At 61.4% G+C, this 16,838-nt stretch carries 12 protein-coding genes and 1 tRNA gene; 2 read left to right on the forward strand and 11 right to left on the reverse strand.

Annotated elements, in window-relative coordinates:
• Nucleotides 1-120: 120 nt before the first annotated feature.
• From QNI81_RS12570 to QNI81_RS12610, 9 genes are all read right to left on the reverse strand, one after another.
• Nucleotides 121-198, reverse strand: a tRNA-Arg gene (locus tag QNI81_RS12570).
• 155 nt (nucleotides 199-353) lie between these two features.
• Nucleotides 354-689, reverse strand: coding sequence for a hypothetical protein (locus QNI81_RS12575; protein ID WP_283966704.1), 336 nt, complete (start codon nucleotides 687-689; stop codon nucleotides 354-356).
• A 418-nt stretch (nucleotides 690-1,107) separates the two neighbouring features.
• Nucleotides 1,108-3,180 carry a S8 family serine peptidase gene (locus QNI81_RS12580; protein WP_283966705.1) on the reverse strand — a complete coding sequence of 691 codons (2,073 nt, stop codon included), beginning with the start codon at nucleotides 3,178-3,180 and terminating at the stop codon, nucleotides 1,108-1,110.
• 2 nt (nucleotides 3,181-3,182) lie between these two features.
• Nucleotides 3,183-4,244: a phosphatase PAP2 family protein gene (locus QNI81_RS12585; RefSeq protein WP_283966706.1), complete on the reverse strand. Its 1,062-nt coding sequence runs from the start codon at nucleotides 4,242-4,244 to the stop codon at nucleotides 3,183-3,185.
• A 287-nt stretch (nucleotides 4,245-4,531) separates the two neighbouring features.
• On the reverse strand, nucleotides 4,532-6,118 hold the full coding sequence (locus QNI81_RS12590; protein ID WP_283966707.1) for an AfsR/SARP family transcriptional regulator: 1,587 nt from the start codon (nucleotides 6,116-6,118) through the stop codon (nucleotides 4,532-4,534).
• An 84-nt stretch (nucleotides 6,119-6,202) separates the two neighbouring features.
• Nucleotides 6,203-7,168: an ABC transporter ATP-binding protein gene (locus QNI81_RS12595; protein WP_283966708.1), complete on the reverse strand. Its 966-nt coding sequence runs from the start codon at nucleotides 7,166-7,168 to the stop codon at nucleotides 6,203-6,205.
• The gene (locus QNI81_RS12600; RefSeq protein WP_283966709.1) at nucleotides 7,165-9,048 is read right to left on the reverse strand and encodes a dipeptide/oligopeptide/nickel ABC transporter permease/ATP-binding protein; all 1,884 of its coding nucleotides are present in this window, start codon (nucleotides 9,046-9,048) and stop codon (nucleotides 7,165-7,167) included. Before QNI81_RS12600 ends, QNI81_RS12595 begins: the two co-directional genes overlap by 4 nt.
• Nucleotides 9,045-9,992, reverse strand: coding sequence for an ABC transporter permease (locus tag QNI81_RS12605; RefSeq protein WP_283966710.1), 948 nt, complete (start codon nucleotides 9,990-9,992; stop codon nucleotides 9,045-9,047). Before QNI81_RS12605 ends, QNI81_RS12600 begins: the two co-directional genes overlap by 4 nt.
• A 142-nt stretch (nucleotides 9,993-10,134) precedes the next feature.
• The gene (locus tag QNI81_RS12610) at nucleotides 10,135-11,721 is read right to left on the reverse strand and encodes an ABC transporter substrate-binding protein (protein ID WP_283966711.1); all 1,587 of its coding nucleotides are present in this window, start codon (nucleotides 11,719-11,721) and stop codon (nucleotides 10,135-10,137) included.
• Between the two features lie 107 nt (nucleotides 11,722-11,828).
• Here QNI81_RS12610 and QNI81_RS12615 point away from each other — a divergent pair, with 107 nt between their 5' ends.
• Nucleotides 11,829-12,503, forward strand: coding sequence for a DUF1028 domain-containing protein (locus QNI81_RS12615; protein ID WP_283966712.1), 675 nt, complete (start codon nucleotides 11,829-11,831; stop codon nucleotides 12,501-12,503).
• On the opposite strand, the gene QNI81_RS12620 is transcribed toward QNI81_RS12615, so the two are convergent.
• A complete protein-coding gene (locus QNI81_RS12620; protein WP_283966713.1) occupies nucleotides 12,500-13,267 on the reverse strand; it encodes a FadR/GntR family transcriptional regulator in 768 nt (255 codons plus the stop codon). The two genes, QNI81_RS12615 and QNI81_RS12620, sit on opposite strands and share 4 nt — an antisense overlap.
• Before the next feature lie 92 nt (nucleotides 13,268-13,359).
• On the opposite strand from QNI81_RS12620, the gene QNI81_RS12625 reads away from it, so the two are divergent.
• Nucleotides 13,360-14,580 (forward strand): Zn-dependent hydrolase, encoded by a 1,221-nt coding sequence (locus QNI81_RS12625; RefSeq protein WP_283966714.1) that lies wholly within the window; start codon nucleotides 13,360-13,362, stop codon nucleotides 14,578-14,580.
• A gap of 6 nt (nucleotides 14,581-14,586) precedes the next feature.
• On the opposite strand, the gene QNI81_RS12630 is transcribed toward QNI81_RS12625, so the two are convergent.
• A complete protein-coding gene (locus QNI81_RS12630; RefSeq protein ID WP_283966715.1) occupies nucleotides 14,587-16,599 on the reverse strand; it encodes a Hint domain-containing protein in 2,013 nt (670 codons plus the stop codon).
• Nucleotides 16,600-16,838: the final 239 nt, after the last annotated feature.

Raw genomic sequence — 16,838 nt, forward strand, 5'->3', positions numbered from 1 at the left:
GCTCCGCGATGGAAAAGCTGATTGCACGCCAAAATGGGGAACAAAACGTGGTGAACCTTCCAGAAAACCTCGCCAACGAGAGCGACAAGCCCATGAAAGGTAAAAGAAAATGAAAGAACATGGCGAGCCGTGGAGGACTCGAACCCCCGACCTGAGAATTAGAAGTTCCCTGCTCTAATCCAGCTGAGCTAACGGCCCGTCTTAGAGAGGGTGTATCAGGGAATTTCCGAAGTATGTCAACTTAGGGTCGCGGGCCGAAAAACCTTTTTCCCAAGTGCGTTGGCAGGCAGGTGGAGCAGGTGAGATCGTTTGTGCCGCGCGGCCTTTTCACAAAGCTCGTTGCCTGCGCGCGCTTATTCCTTGTCACTTTGATCTGGCGTGGGGGCGTCGGGGGTGTCATCGGGCGACAGTTCCGCCAGCGCGTCAAGCGCCACCCCGTCCAGCAAATCGCCCTGACGCTCTGCGAGAAAGCGGGCGGTGTCGGCGGGGAATTTGTTCAGCTCACGTAAAAAGGTGACCTGCGCGCGCCGCAGCGCCGTGAGCGCTTGATCAAATGCACTCTGATCATCCGAAGCGCGCGCGGCTTGCAAGGCGGCGGCCTGCGTTTCCATCTGCTGAAAAGCCTGTTTCAGATTGGTGTCGTCCGGTTCTAACCGGTCCATGCCGTCGCCGGGAACGGACTCATCCATCGGCTACTCCGGGGCAGCATTGGGCCACTTGCACCGCCGCGCCGTTCTCCCCCATGAGGAGAATTTTGGCACGGCAAGCGCCCGAGAGATACCAACACATCACTCTTGAACCACGCTTTCGGAGGACACTCTCTTATTCCATCTTGGATCGCCGGCGGCCCCACATGGGACTGGGGGCCGCCGAAACTGCGTTAGCTTGCACAGCGCGATATACACCAACCATATCACTCTGTACGGAACCAGCTCACGCTTGCTTGGCGGAACTACTCAATACTCACATCTACACTTTGGTACTAAAAAGGTCTTTTCACTCAACGGCATGTCCGCACTCACAAGACCAGTATGCCGCCGCCCGCCTCTCAATGCACCCGCTGGTGCGTGATGAATTCGTGAAAAAAGTGTAAACGCTGTGAAGCTTCTAGTTAAAGGAGTGATCCAAACTGGCACCATCCGGAGGCAGGCCACCAACGCCGCTGCGCTCGGCGGGGTGGTGCGGCGCACGGCTGGCAAAGCTCTGTACCGGGGCAAATCCTGCGGGATCGTCTTTTGCAGACTGGTGCCATTTCGCCAGTTCCTGCGCCAGCCTGCGCGTCACCAAAGGCGCCGCAACGCTGGTGCCCGACATGCGCACCCGGCTGCCGCTTCGCGATCCTGCGCCAAGACGTCCGCGCAGGGCGGGGCCGTCATCCGCGCAGGCATGAAGGCTAACAGTTGCCCCTTCGGCCAAAGGTCCCCCCGGACCGGCGGAGGAATAGTCCCCAAGCTGTTCACGCAGCACGAAAGACGCCCCCACGGTGACCAGCTGCGCGCCGCCAGAAAGCGCATTGAGCGTGCCTGCGCGGGTGATGCTGCATCCTGTGGTGTGAAGCTCTGTTTCGGGAAACCCATCATCATCAAAGCTGCGATACGCCGGGTCTACCAGCGTCGAGCGCTGACGCAGCGGATTGATCTGACGCGGCACATCATTGCGCAGCACCCGCAGTTCGATATCGCGCGCTTCGGTCTGGCCCGGAGCCAGCGCAATCTCGACGATCCAGTCGCCGCAAGGTGGCAGCGGGCGGTACGGGTCGGCCGCCGCATTGGGCGGCAGAGCAACCGTGACGATCTCCACCCCGGTGCCCTCCACCGCCCCGTCAACCGGAGAGAAATCCCGCTGGAAGCCGTGATAAATCCCGAACTGGGCAAAGCCCTTATCCGTCGCAATGCTCTGATCCTTCGTCATGACCAATTGCAGGGCGGTATCCATGCGGATGGGCGCCTTGGGCATCGCGGGCGCAAACACCCCGGCCCCGGTTGGCGGCGTCACCTTGACCGAGAGAGAGGAATAGTCCGGTTTCAAACCACGCTGGCTGACGGCGATCTCCATATAGGTGGAGCCGCGGTTGTCGGGGGCGACACGCAGTACCGCACGGTGGGGGCGACCCGGCGCAATATTGGCATGCGCCGCAAGACGCGATTGCAGCGTATTGCCCGCAGGCAACACCACCCGCATCGGCACCTTATGCCTGCGATGCCAATACGCCATGGCCTGCTCCAGCGCGGAGGCCACCAGATGACCACCGTTCTTGCCCACCCCACCCAGACCAAAGCTGAGGTTGATAATGAGCGGGAAGGCCGCATCCGCCGCACGCATCATGGCTTCGGTGCGGCGCATAATATCGTGAACGCCAAGGATCATGGCCCCGGCCATAAAGGTGGCTGCCGTGTCGCTGACCATCGCCGTGGGCAAATTCACCGCCACAATCGGGAATTTCTCTGGTGCGGCGTCCATCTCGCCTCCGCGCCCCGCGCCCGCCGCCAGATCCGCGACATGGGTGCCATGCAGGCGACGATAGCGAAACGGCCCGCTCCCCTTTTTGCCAATGGGGGGAAGGTTGCGATAGAAACGGTCCTCGTCGTAACCCGCCTCTTGCAGGCGCTGTTCAATCTCGGCGCGGCTGAACACATGGCCAAAGGGGACATCCGCGCTCCCGGCCCGCAGGCATTGCGCGTCCTGTTGCCAGAGAGAGGCAAATCGGCTGCGCTGCCCCGCATCCATGCGAAACGCAGGATGCGCAAAGGCGATGCCATCGTCGATCACCCCGATCACCGTGCTGTCTTTGGGCACCAAGGGCACCTCCGCCGCACCGGTGCCCGGCCCTGTTGCCAATGTGCAATCTGCAGCGCCGGGCAGAACAGGTGCGATCAGCGTGCGATCCCGCAGCCCGTCGCGCATGCGGGCCATCAGGGTATCCAACGGCCCCTCTTCCTCCTGGTCTGGCAGCGGCAGTCCCTTGTGTAAGGCCTGCCCCTGATCCGTCGTCAGCAGCAGGGGCGGCAGGCCAGCCGCGGCATCCGGTGCCTCAAGATCCAGCGCCAGAAGGCGGGTATGCAGGCCCTCCGCTCCGGCGGCGCGCAATTCGTCATCCAGCGTGTACCACCAATGCGCCGAAGGGTGCCGGGGCAGCGGGCGCAGTGGCCCGGCCCGGTCTTGTCGCCAAAAGAGCGCCATGATCATGCCTCCTGCAGAGCTGCGCTGCGATGCAACTCATCGACACAGGTCTGCCAGAGCCAATGCAGTTGCGGACTATGGCGCAGCGATAGATCCACGGTGGTCAGCGTGGTCACGGTCTGATCGTTGATCGCGCAGCCGGTGCGCAGCGCATCCAGCGTGTCGATGTTGTAATCCGCCGCGCCAAAGGCCTGCATCTGCGCGTCCAGTTGACGCCATTGCAGTGGCGCTGCTTCTGTCTCATTCGGAGCGGGCGTTTGAACGCGCGCCAGCACATACCGCGCCAGCGTATCGCCCAACACTGCACCAGCGGCGCTGTCGACCGGGAAATGCACCCCCGCCACCGTGCGACTGACGGCAATACGCACCGCGAGACGGTCACATTGGCTGCAGAATTGCGACAGCCAAGACTCGGCATCGCCTTGCAGAGTTGTCGCAAGCTCTTCGGCCATCGCCTTGAACAATGTCGCGAGAAAGATCGCCTCGGTCGCGTGGCCGCTGGGCAAAGTGCCGTGGTCCGGGGTCTGTATCATGGGCTGCACTTGCGCAGAAAAGCTCGCCGGGCGCGGGCAGCCAAACCCGTGTTTGATGCGAAACTGGACGGTTGCGCAAAAGCGCAGAGCCGCCGCAATGAACCGGAATATGGCCTTGCCGCGCGCCGGATGAAAATGCGCCAGCGCCGAAAAGAAAGACGTCAAATCAGAGAGTTGAACATCAATCTCCTCCATCCGGTCCGCACGTAAATCTGCATAGTGATGAAGGTAATCCAACTGCTGTTCAAAGATATCCGCCCCCGGCGCTGCAAGACGCATGAGGTCGACCTTTGGCGCGCTGCCAAGGGCGTCGGCGTGACAAAGATAAGCCACCCCATCGGGCGCATCCGTCTCTTGTGCCACCAGATTGATCACCACAGGTGCGATCAGCTCATAGTCGATCACCGCAGCCTGCGGCGTGCCCGCCAGATGTTCGAGGCTTGCGGTGTCAAAACGGCTGACGGCCTTGGCAGCGGGCGGTTGCCAATTGCCGATGATGCCCTCGCGGCTGAGCATAAGCGCGGTCGTCATGGCCGCACTATGGTTTGAGCCGGGAAACCCGCCCCCCGTTTGGCCGGTATGACCGGTGTGACCCGAAGGCCAAGCTACACCACTTTGTCCCGTGTGGCCTGTATGTCCTGTATGTCCAAATCGCGCCATTGTTCCCATCCCCCAGATGATTGATGCCGTGCCGATCCCACTGAGCAGCTGCTTTAGAAAAGCAGCAGCCTCACCGCAGGTACCGTGAAAAGTTCGTGAGAACCGGCGGAGCCACTGGCGGAAAGCCTGCGCGCCCTAAAGGCAATTCGGGGCGAGGATCAGGCGAGACCCGCGCGGCGCAAGTTCCCTGAGGGGTATTCCGGTTCGGACAGATCCGACATGTCAAAGCCGGGTTCGAGATCACGCATCCGATCCTTTAGCGTGTCCACCACCTCGCCGTCGCCGCGCTGCTGTTCAAGGGCTGCGAGATAGCGCAAGGGGGGGCGGAAACTGGGCACCAGCGAATGGGCCATGCGGCTGTGTACGCGCGCCGCCTCGTAATTGCCGACCAGCGCTGCCGAGACCCCTGCCTGCATCTCCCACCAATGGCGAGAGCGAGAAAACCGACCGATTTGCAACGCCTTGCGGGAATATCCCGCCGCGGTTTCCAACTGTCCCATGGCAATTTCGGCATTGGCCCAAGAGGCCCAGGCCAGCGGGTTGGACGGGTTCAGCGCGGTGGCATCACGGGCCAGTTCTCCGGCGGCGATCGGATCTTGTCCGGTCAGTAGGAACACATGTGACGCGGCCGCCTTGAGGGCTGCGTTTTCGGGCTCGGACTGCAACGCACGACGCGCAAGATTGGCCGACAGCTGCGCCTGATGGCCGGGGTCAAGATCGGTGCTTTCGACGATCAGATTGGCCTGAATAAAGGCCCGCCATGCGAGGAAGATCCCTTTTGGCACACGTTCATAGGCCGCTTGCAGGTCGCTGTCCGCCTGATCCAGATCCGGGCGATCCATACTGAAGATATTGCGCAATGCACGAAACCCCAGAAGGCTCGCGCTGATCTTGTTCTTGCGGGTCTCACTGAGCGAGAGCGCATCCACCGCCGCCTCTTGTGCGCGGTAGGCCAGTTGCAGCAATTCATCGTCATCATAAAGCAGCAAATCCTGCTGCATGCCGCGCCAATGGGCGGTCCAGTTGCTCTGTCCGTTGGAATGGCCGGGCATTACCACGCGCAACAACGTCTCGCGTCCGGCCTCAAGGATCTGGGTTTTGACCAGCGTGTGATCTGCCGCAACGCTGTCATCGGAGGTATACCGGAACTCCAGGGGTGCGAGATCAGCGAGACCTTTTTCGATCTGACACTGGAAGACCTCATTTGCGGTCTGCATGTCCAGTTGATCCGGAGAGGTCCGGTTGAAATAGACGATCGGCTCGCCGGTTGGTGGCTCGGGGGATGTCCGTTCCGCACCGTCTTGGGGCGCGCACGGCGCACTCAAAGCCGCGCGTTGTTCCAAGAGCCAGCCATCAAAGGGCGCGGGCAGGTCCAGACCTTCGAGAAATTCGCCAGACGTGGTGGCCAAAGGCTCTGCCGCATTCGTCGTGACCAAATCCGGATTGAGTGTGAGCGTGCCATGTTCCGACAGTATTACATCCGCCTGCGCAAAGGCCTTGCGGAGCAGGCGCAACTCCTGCCGCAAACTGGCGGAGGCCTGCGCCTTTCCACGCCCCTGCCAAAGCAGGTCCTGCAACCAATCGCGGGTGCGCTGTCTTTTGCGACCGGTGGCAAGCGCCGCGATCAGCGCTCTGCCGCGTTTGCTGGGCAGATGCAGAACATCCCCCTCCGAAGTTGTCACCTCGAAGGGGCCGAACAAATTCACATGATATGTAATATGCTCTGGCACGTTGTCTGCCCGCATCCCAACCCGATCCCCAAACCCGAGTATCGGAAATCTGGCCATGACCTGTCAACACATCTCAAAAGATGCATTTATGAGGCAGTTTTAGTCTGCACCGGCCAGTGGGTGAAAGCAGGCCGCAGAAACCGAGTCTGACTGTACCTCAAGCGAGGGAACCGCCCCCGCGCAGACCTCGGTGGCGCGCGGACAGCGGGCGCGAAAGGCGCAGCCCTCGGGCGGGTTCAGCGGGTCGGGGAGTTCGGTCTCTTTGGCCTCGGGCGCGGCAAGGGCGCGGCCCACAACCGGCGCGCTGTCGGCCAAAAGCCGGGTGTAAGGATGGCGCGGCGCGGCAAAGACCTGATCGGCGGGACCGACCTCGACCACGGAGCCAAAATAGAGCACCGCGACGCGATCACTGACCGCCTCTACCACCGCGAGATCATGGCTGATAAAGATATAAGTCAGGCCGAATTTCTGTTTTAGATCAGCAAGAAGGTTCAACACCTGCGCCTGCACGGACACATCCAGCGCGGACACAGGCTCATCCAAAATCAATATACGCGCATCCGCCGCCAAAGCGCGCGCAATGCCGATCCGCTGCGCCTGTCCGCCAGAAAATTCATGCGGGTAGCGGTCGAGAAACTCCTCGCGCAGGTTCACCGCAGCAAAGATCTCTGCAATGCGAGCGGTGCGCGCCTTGGCGTCCATGCCGTGCAGATGCCGCAGGGGCGCGTCCATGATCTGGCGAATGGTTTTGCGCGGGTTGAGGCTGCTGATCGGGTCCTGAAAGACATATTGGATCTTCTGCCCAAAGGTGGCCGGGTCCGCGTTATCAAGCGGTGCACCGTTGATCTCGATCTGGCCGGTGGTCGGCGGCAGCAAGCCCACCAGCATCCGCGCCAATGTGGATTTTCCACACCCCGACTCACCCACGATGCCGAGGGTTTCGCCATGTTCCACCGTCAGCGAGAGCGGCTGCACCGCCTTGACGCCCGCCTTGGGTGCGCCGAACGGGCGTTTGCCCACCGGGAAGGTCTTGCTGAGGTCGGTGAGTTTCAGTGCCGCGCTCATGCCGTGGCCTCCTGCACTGGGATTTCAGGGTCGATACAGCGGATGTTGCGCGCAGGCCCAAAGGGGCCAAGCGAAATATCCCCGCTGCGACAGGCACTTGCGGCCTTGGGACAACGATCTGCAAAGGCACAACCTGCGGGCAGTTTGTCCACCACCGGCGGCAGGCCGGGAATGGCTGCCAATTGGCGTCTGCCCTGACCCAGTTCCGGCACGCAGGCCATCAGCCGCGCGGTATAGGGATGGGCCGGCGCATTGAGGATGGCATCGGTGGGGCCTTCCTCGACAATGCGGCCCGCATACATCACCGCCACCCGGTCACAGAGCTGCGCCACCACACCAAAATCATGGGTGATGAAGATTATCGCCAAGCCCCGCTCGCGCCGCAAATCATCCAGGAGCGCAAGGATCTGCGCCTGCACCGTCACATCGAGCGCGGTTGTGGGTTCATCCGCGACAATCACCTCCGGGTCATTGGCCAGCGCCATGGCGATGCCGACCCGTTGGCGCATGCCACCCGACATCTCATGCGGGTAATTGTCCACGCGCGCCTCGGCATTGGGGATGCGCACGGATTTCAAAAGTTCAATCGCGCGGGCGCGGGCCTCGGAGGTGCTGGTGCGATGATGGCTCTGGATCGCCTCGATGAGCTGCGCGCCAACTGTATAGAGCGGGTGCAACGTCGCCAGCGGATCCTGAAAGATATAGGCCACGCGGTCACCGCGCAGACGGCGCAGGGTCTCATAGGGCGCACCGATCAGATCCTCGCCCTTGTAATGCACCGCTCCGCCGGTGATGACACCGGGGGGCGAGGCCACCAGCCCCATGATCGACAGCGCCGTCACGGATTTACCAGAGCCACTTTCACCAATAATACCAAGGCATTCGCCCGGTCTTACCGAAAGGTCAACTCCGCCCACGGCCTTGTAGATGCGATCCTTCACGTGGAACTGGGTTTGCAGGCCGCGCAGGCTCAGGATGCCGTCGCCTTCGGGCTGCGGCACGGGGTCTGTGCGGCGCACCATGGTGGTCGGCATCGGGCGGCTGAGCGCGCCGGATTTCAGACGCGGATCAAGGGCGTCGCGCACGCCATCGCCCAGAAGATTGATTGCCATCACGATCACAAGGATCATCGCACCGGGCACCACGGAGGTATGCGGATTGGTAATCAGCGCCGAACGCGCCTCCCCCAGCATGGAGCCCAGATCTGCTTGCGGCGGCTGTGAGCCAAGACCAAGGAAACTGAGCCCCGCCGTCTCAAGGATCATCCAGCCGACGGTGGTGGACATGGCGATCACGATCACCGGGATCACATTGGGCACCACCTCTGTGATAATGATCCGGGCATTCGACATCCCACATAGCCGCGCCGCATCGACGAATTCCTTATGCGCGATACCGACAGTGACGCCACGAATGTTGCGGGCAAAGAAGGGGATGTTGACGGCGGCCACCGCGATCAGCGCGTTCAGCAGCCCCGGACCAAGTGCTGCGACAATCGCAAGCGCCAGCAGGATATAGGGAAAGCCCATCAGCATATCGACGCCGCGCATGATCACATTGTCCACGCGCCCGCCATAAAACCCGGCGATCACGCCGATGGCCGCCCCGATGGTGGCCGCCGCCACCGCCGCCGCAAATCCCACCGCCAGCGACAACCGCGTGCCCCACATCAGGCGGCTGGCGAGATCGCGACCAAGATGGTCGGTGCCCAGCAACGCCCCTTCGCTAAAGGGTTTTTTGAACCGCTCTGCCGTGTTGGTCACATCCGGGTCGGGCAGCGGCAAAATGGGTGTCAGCAGCGCCAGCAGCACCACCACCGACATCACGATGAGCCCCGCCAGCGCGAGACGGTTGCGGGACAAAAGACGCAGGAAACTCATGCCTTGATCCTCGGGTCCAGAAGGCTTTGGGCAACATCGACGGCGATGTTGAAGAGCACATAGCAAGCAGCCACAAAGACCACGCCACCCTGCACCAGTAGAATGTCACGTTTGAGGATGGCATCGACCAGCATGCGCCCGACGCCGGGCCATTGAAACACCATTTCGATATAGACCGCGCCTGAGAGCACAAACCCGGCCTGAATGCCCAGCACCGGGATGATCGACACCATCGCCGCGCGCAGACCATGGCGCCAGATCACGCTGCGCTCGTGCACGCCTTTGGCGCGGGCGGTGCGGATGAAATCCTGCCGCAGAACCTCCAGCATGGCGGAACGTGACAGGCGCGCGATAACGCCAGTGGCCACCACCGCCAGCGCAATGGCGGGAAGTGTCAAATGACTGATAAGGGCCGAGAGATCCCGCGCGCCGTAGATCGGCCACATGCCGGAGACCGGAAACCAGCGCAGGTTCACCGCGAAAATCAGGATCATCATCATGCCGAGGAAAAACGACGGGATCGAAATGCCCAGAAGCACCGCAAATGTAATCGCCTTATCCGCCAGCCCGTATTGGCGCGCCGCCGAGACCACACCTGCCGCAACGCCAAGGATCGAACAGATCACAAAGGATGTGCCCGCCAGCACCAGCGTTGCATTGAACCGCTCCAGCACCTCGTCCAGAACCGCACGATTGAGCGAGAAGCTGCGGCCAAAATCGCCCTGCAACATATTGCCGAGCCAGATAAAGTACCGCTGCACCAAGGGCTTATCTAGACCGAGATCGCGATTGAGCTTCTCCACATTCTCGGGCGTCGCATAAGAGCCCAGGATCGCCGTGGCCGGGTCGCCCGGGATCATCGCCATGATCAGAAACACGATGACCGAGATCCCCAGAAGGACCGGCACCGCGGAGATGAGCCTTTTTATTATATAGCCAGTCATGGCGCGCCTTCCTGCTCTGCCGATTGGGGGGAGCGTATTTCCGGGGAGGTTTCAGCAGAAACTCCGGGGAAACGGGGGCCGCGCGCGCCCCGCAGGGGCGCGCGCGGGTCGGATCGGGCAAAGCCCGATCCGAAACCTCTCATCAGTTCTTGGTCACATCACCGAGCAGCAGGAAGAACGAGGGCTGCAGGGCAAAATTGCCCACCCGCTCCGAGGTCACCGCGTTCTGCTTCCAGTTGGCGACAAAGACCCAAGGCGCATCTTCCTGCACGATGGTCTGCATCTCCTGATAAAGCTTGGCGCGCTCGTCCTGATCGGTCGCAACGCGGGCCGCTTCCAAGAGCTCATCCACCTTCGGGTTGGAATAATAGCCGGAGTTGAAGCCGCCCTTGTCGGGCCATGCATCGGTGCGCAGCGCAAGGAAGGGCAATGTGTCCGGGTCATTGGTCATCCAGGCCATCTCGGCCATGTCGGCCTTGCCCTCCAGCCCCGGATTGACCTCGCCCAGGAAGGTGTTCCACTCGTAGGTTTCGATCTTCACATCGAGCCCCACGGCATTGAGGTCCGCCTGAATCGCGGTGCCCATGGCGATAGGATCAAGCATACCAGAGCCGCCCTCAGTCACATAGAACGTCAGCTCGGCCCCTTCTGCACCCGCCTCGGCCAGGAGTTCACGCGCCTTCTCGGGGTCATAGGGATAGGGTTCGAGCGTCTCATTGTACGCCCAGGCAAAGGCGGGCGGGGTCGGGCCTGCGGCGACCTCGGCGGTGCCCTCAAGCACATCGTTCACGATCGCGGATTTGTTGATCGCGTAGTTCGCCGCTTGGCGGACGCGCTTGTCGGCGAAGGGGCCTTCCTTGGCGTTGAGGATCAGGAACCAAACGTGCGGACCGGCCTGTTCATGCACGGTAAACGCATCACCCTGGAATTCCGACAGCGCCACCGGCGGCACCTCGACCATCAGGTCAATACCACCGGCCAGCATTTCTGCCGTGCGGGTGTTGGCATCGGTGATCGGGCGGAAGACCACCGCGTCCAGCTCTGCCGCGCCGTCCCAGTAGTCGGGGTTTTTCTCAACCACCACGGCCTCGTTCGAGCGCCACTCGGCAAATTTGAATGCGCCGGTGCCGGAGGGGTTGCGGCCGAACTCCGCGCCATGGGTCTTGACCGCCTCGGGCGAGACAATCAGGCCCGTGGGATAGGCAAGGTTCGACAGGAACGGCGCATAGGGCGCGTTCAGCTTGAATTTCACTGTCAGGTCATCGACCGCCTCGACGCTCTCCACGGCAGAGAAGAAGAAGGCCAGCGGGAAGGGGCCGGTGTTGTGGAAGGGGTGGTCCTCATTGAGCATCCGCTCGAAGTTGAACACCACCGCCTCGGCATTGAAGGCGCTGCCATCGTGGAAGGACACGCCCTCGCGCAGCGTGAATGTATATTCGGTGCCATCCTCGGAAATGCTCCAGTCGGTGGCCAGTGCAGGCTCCACCTCCAGTGTGCCGTCCTTGTAGCGCACAAGCCCGTCATAGACGTTCATCAGGATGCGGAAGTCGTTCACCGCCGTCACCGCCGCCGGGTCAAGCGCCTTGGGTTCTGCGATCTGGCCGACGATCAACACGCCCGGCGGTGTCTGCGCCGCCGCGGGTGCCACGCCCATCGAAACCCCGGCCAGAGCCGTCGTCGCGAACATTGCAGCCAGTGCGCCGCGCCGCGTCATCTCAAGAAATTTCATGTCGGATCCTCTCTGCTGAGATTTATTTTTCATGATTAATTGTATCCACGCAAATTTTCATGATAAATACAAGTCTAAACCTGCAAGACCCCCGTCCGGAGACCACAATGACCTTTTCAATCCTGATGTATGACCGTGAGACAGGCAGTTTTGCAGCGGCGGCGGCCACTGGCAGCCTGTGCGTCGGCGGCTGGGTTTTGCGCGGAGATATCGAATCAGGGCTGGTGGCCTCGCAGGGGACCGCGCCCAGTACATTCTGGCGCGATGACGTGCTGCGGCGGATGTATAGCGGAGACCGGGCAGAAGCGGCGGTGGCGCAGGTTACAGATGCAGATCCGGGGCGCGGACATCGGCAATTGCTGGCGCTTGATCGTTGCGGCGGCACTGGCGGGTTCACCGGCATGCAGAGTGTAAACTACGCAGGCCATATGACAGATCGCGATCTGGCGATCGCTGGCAATATGTTGGCGGGACCACAGGTTTTGACGGCGATGCATGAGGCGGTACAGGGCGAATATGCCACGCTATCTGACCGAATGCTGGCAGTTCTGGATGCCGCCGCAACGGTTGGGGGGGATGCGCGCGGGCTGCAATCCGCAGCCCTTTTGGTGCTGTCACCGGAGCGCCCGCCGCTGGACCTGAGAATCGATTATAGCGACGACCCGCTGCCCGCCTTGCGTGCCCTGTGCCTGCGGGCGCATCGCTCGCCCTATTATGACTGGCTCACAGAAGTTCCGGTGTTGAAGGACCGCCACCGGGCGGTGCTGCCGGACGCCAGCTAACGCTGCTCACCAATAAAGCGGCGCGCCAGTTGCGCTTCTTGCGATTGCATTTGCTCCTCTGCGCCCTGCATATGCGAGGCCATAATCTGCCGCGCAGCCTCCGCATCGCCATCGCGCAGGGCTGTCACCAATTGCATCTGATGCTCGCGCCCGCGCCGCCAGAGTTCCGGGTTTGGTGGCTCATAGAGTTTGCGATAGATGGTCATATCGGTGAGCACCCGCGCCATGAAGGAAATCACAAACCCCAACAGCGCATTGCCTGAAAACTCCGCCAGCCGCGCGTGGAATTCGAGCGAGGAGATATGCTGCTCCTTCTCTTCCTCAGCCGACCGCGCCGGTTCTGGATACCGGGCCGCGAGGGCTTCCATCTCAGCCAATTGCGTCTCATTCAAGCGGCCGGCAAGGCTCGCTGCAAGTTCAGGTTCCAGCGCGCGGCGCATCTGGTAGATGTCTGCAATCGACAGGTTCTGAAAGTAGAAATAATTCGCCAAGAGCGACCGGGCGCGGTTGGCAGAGACCTTATCGACGAAACTGCCGCCCCCCGGACCGGTTCGGGTGATGATCAGCCCCTGCGCCTCAAGGATGCGCATCGCCTCGCGCACGGTGCCCTTGGACACACCAAATTGCGCGATCATCTCCGTTTCATTGGGCAGCTTGTCGCCCTGCTGGAGGTCTCGCTCCACCACCCATGTTTTGATTTCATCCGCGACCCGCACAGGGCGGGAGCGCTTGGGTTGTTTAGGGCTATTGCTCTTACTACTCATCACCCGCCGCTCTTTTATCATGATAAAAACATAGACGGGAAAGCGGCGGGGGTATAGACCTCAATTCATCATGATAAATTGGGGAATGGGCCATGGATTGGGGACAGGAAGCACAACGACGCTTGGACAAGATTGCGACCTGCAGCAGCCCCGGCCCCGGCGTCACCCGCCTGCCCTATACCCCCGAACACGCGGCCGCCATAGAACAGATCAGTGACTGGATGTGCCGTGCGGGCCTTGAGCCAAGGCTGGACGCAGCCGCCACGCTGGTTGGGCGCAGTGCGTCACCCTCTAATGGCGCGGCGGTGCTGATCGGCTCGCATCAGGACAGCGTGGTTGAGGGGGGGCGTTACGATGGCATCATGGGGGTGCTGATCGGCTGCCTCGCGCTGGAACGGCTGGCGGCGGAGGGCACGGTGCTGCCTTTCCCCGTTGAGGTGCTTGCCTTTGCCGATGAGGAAGGTGTGCGTTTTCCAACTGCGCTGATTGGGCCGCGCGCCATCGCAGGCAGCTTTGACCCAGAGGTGCTGGAGATGTGTGACGCCGATGACCTGCGCCTGCGCGATGCGCTGGAGGATTTTGGCGGCAGACCGGATGATATCGCCGCAGAGGCGCGCGGCAAGGACGCCGCCCGCGCCTATCTGGAAGTTCATATCGAGCAAGGTCCGGTGCTGGAACAGAACGACGCTGCGGTCGGAATCGTCACCGGCATCTGCGGCATCGAGCGCAACAGCGTGAGCTTTGGCGGCGAAACCGGTCATGCGGGAACCGTACCAATGGAAGGGCGGCGTGATGCGCTGGTCGCGGCATCTGAGTTCATCGTGAAGGTCCATGATGCGGCTCGTCGTATCGATGGGCTGCGCGCCACCATCGGCACGCTGGCGCTGAAACCGGATGTGGTGAACGCCATTGCGCGGGATGCGACGCTGACGCTGGAAATCCGCGCTCTTTCCGATGCGGCGCGGCTGGAGTTTGCCGCTGCTGCGCAGGTTTGGGGCACCGAGATCGCTGGGACACGCGATGTGAGCTTTGCAATGTCGAAAACCTACGAGCAAACCGCCGTGCCCTGCGCGCCAGACCTGATCCAGACCCTTGAACAGGCCGCTGAGGATGCGGGCCAAAATGCGCCGCTGCTGCCATCGGGCGCCACCCATGATGCCTCTGCGATGGCGGACCTTTGTGATATTTCGATGCTCTTTGTCCGCTGCAAAGACGGGCTGAGCCACCGCCCCGAAGAATTTGCCTCCGCCGAGGACATGGGGCCTGCGATTGACGTGACCTGTGCCTATCTGCGCCGACTGGCGAAAGGGTGATCGGGGTTATGCGGCGAAACGCGCGCCCAGCGCCCGCAGATCGCGGCGTGTCAGATCGGTGCGCGCCAACTGGCAGTATGTGCTGGCGACATAGCTGCGCCCCAATGATCCACTGAGACGGCGCGCCAAGAACAGGTCTGGGAACACATCGAACAATTCCCGGCGATCATCATCTGCGAGACCACGCAACGCCTCCGGGCCAGGCCAGAAGGTCTCTGTTGCGATCCCTTCGGCAAAGATGACCTGATGTGTTTCAGTCATCAGGTGGATGTAGCTCACCCCTGTCTGCGGGCGGCAGCGGGCGACACGGTCAGGCAGGAGCGCATGCAACAGCCGCGCGCGCACAAAGGCCTCGTTCATATGACCGAGATCCCCCAACCGCGGACGGTCCAGCATAAATCGGTGCTGCGGCGAGATCATCAGGGGCCGGTCATTCGCAAAAGGGCCACCGGGGTGCAACACCAGCGGCATAAGGTGGGGTTGCGCGATGAGGTCGTCACCGCTCAGATCGCGTCGTCCAGTCCAGATCACCGGCTGGAGCCCATTGTCCGCCGTCTGCAGCAAATCCCCTGTGCGGATCTGCTCCACCGGGATTGCGCCGCGGGCCGTCGCGATGCGAATGCCCGGCGTGAAGCAAGGAATACCTGCCGCATAAAGCTGAGGTTGCGTGTTGATCATCGAGGGCGCAACGCCCTTTAGCACCAACTGCTCACCATCGGGGAAGGTGAGGACCGCGCTCCCCGATCCATCATCGGTGACAATAACATCAGAGGCTGTCACCAGCCCGCCTGCACCAGACCCGCCGCTCAGCCCACTGACATCGATCTGATCATTGTAGAACCCATCCAGATCATCATCCGTGAGATCAAAATCCGAGATTGTGTCGGCCCCACCGGAGGTGGTCATGACAAAACGGTCGTCGCCACCCCCACCGGTGAGGCTGTCATCGCCTGCACTGCCCGTCAGCGTATCGGCCCCCGCGCCTGCGTCGACATTGACACCGGTGCTGGACGCGCTTGCATCCAGACTGTCGTCAAAATCCGTCAGCCGCAGCCGTTCGATTTCCTGAAAATAGGCGGTATCGCTGCCGCCCTCGATGATGCCGATTTCTGCACCGGTAAAATTGACCGAAGCCCCGCTGCTCCGTCCGGAGAGATCAACGAGATCGTCATCAACGCCGCTCTCCCCCCCGATAATCGTATCGACGCCCGAATTGTCAAAGATCTGAAAGGTGTCGTCATCGGCGTCGCCCTTCAGCTCGTCATTGCCGGTGCCGCCGATCAGGGTATCGGACCCCGCCCCGCCCTGAATGAGATCATCGCCTTCTTGGCCTGACAGATAGTCGTCCCCATCGCCGCCGTCGACTGTATCGGCGTCAGTACCTGCCCAGATCGTGTCATCGCCATAGTCCCCATCAAGGGTGTCGGCGCCGGTTTCACCGTATATGACATCATCCCCATACATCCCGAGGACCAGATCATCGCCAGAGCCAGCAAAAACTGTGTCATTCAAGCCCGACGCGCCGAAATTCACGGTTGGGTTCGCGCCCCCTTGAATGGTGCCGAGGTACCAATCATCCGGGTGGCGCAATTCCCAGTTATACTCCTCATAAGTGCTCTGAGTCAGTGTGTCGCCCGCTTGGATGGTTGCGTAATATTGCAGATGACCAGAGCCATCTATCCACCACAGCTCAATCGGGCCATCGGCGGAATTGGTCACGGTGAGCGACGTGGGTGTTGTGCCCGTTCCGGACGCTGCAGAAGAGAGGGACGCCCACACATTGTCAGCATAAACCGAGTCGTTTCCCGCTCCCGCTAAAATACTGTCCTGACCATCCCCGCCCGTAAGATTGTCATTGCCTGCGCCGCCGTCGATGGTGTCGTCACCCTGATCACCCGAAAGCGTATCATCTCCTCCTGCTCCGATCAGACTGTCATCGCCGTCGGATGCTTCGATGTAGTCACTCGCGTCGTTGCCGGTGATGATATTGAAATCGTCTAAGCTGGTTGGGCTTCCCAAATTGGAATCAGTGCTGCCATTTCCATCTTCACCGACGCGATACCATGCCCCCCCGTGCCAGATTGAGATTATGCGTGCCTCTGCATCGATATCTACGTAGTAGGTGCTTGGAAGAGCGCGAAAATCCAGCCAATGGCCGCCGCTGGATTCAGATATCGAAGACCAGAATCCGGGGTCATTATAATTTGCGGACGTTACGCTATAGGTCGTCATTTGCTTCCGAATTCACACCATCAACA

The organism is Tritonibacter sp. AK171 (assembly GCF_030127025.1).
Lineage (GTDB): Bacteria > Pseudomonadota > Alphaproteobacteria > Rhodobacterales > Rhodobacteraceae > Epibacterium > Epibacterium mobile.

Coding starts and splice junctions, on each gene's coding strand:
- QNI81_RS12575 (WP_283966704.1), bottom strand. CDS start 689: ATGGATGAGTCCGTTCCCGGCGACGGCATGGACCGGTTAGAACCGGAC.
- QNI81_RS12580 (WP_283966705.1), bottom strand. CDS start 3,180: ATGGCGCTCTTTTGGCGACAAGACCGGGCCGGGCCACTGCGCCCGCTG.
- QNI81_RS12585 (WP_283966706.1), bottom strand. CDS start 4,244: ATGACGACCGCGCTTATGCTCAGCCGCGAGGGCATCATCGGCAATTGG.
- QNI81_RS12590 (WP_283966707.1), bottom strand. CDS start 6,118: ATGCGGGCAGACAACGTGCCAGAGCATATTACATATCATGTGAATTTG.
- QNI81_RS12595 (WP_283966708.1), bottom strand. CDS start 7,168: ATGAGCGCGGCACTGAAACTCACCGACCTCAGCAAGACCTTCCCGGTG.
- QNI81_RS12600 (WP_283966709.1), bottom strand. CDS start 9,048: ATGAGTTTCCTGCGTCTTTTGTCCCGCAACCGTCTCGCGCTGGCGGGG.
- QNI81_RS12605 (WP_283966710.1), bottom strand. CDS start 9,992: ATGACTGGCTATATAATAAAAAGGCTCATCTCCGCGGTGCCGGTCCTT.
- QNI81_RS12610 (WP_283966711.1), bottom strand. CDS start 11,721: ATGAAATTTCTTGAGATGACGCGGCGCGGCGCACTGGCTGCAATGTTC.
- QNI81_RS12615 (WP_283966712.1), top strand. CDS start 11,829: ATGACCTTTTCAATCCTGATGTATGACCGTGAGACAGGCAGTTTTGCA.
- QNI81_RS12620 (WP_283966713.1), bottom strand. CDS start 13,267: ATGAGTAGTAAGAGCAATAGCCCTAAACAACCCAAGCGCTCCCGCCCT.
- QNI81_RS12625 (WP_283966714.1), top strand. CDS start 13,360: ATGGATTGGGGACAGGAAGCACAACGACGCTTGGACAAGATTGCGACC.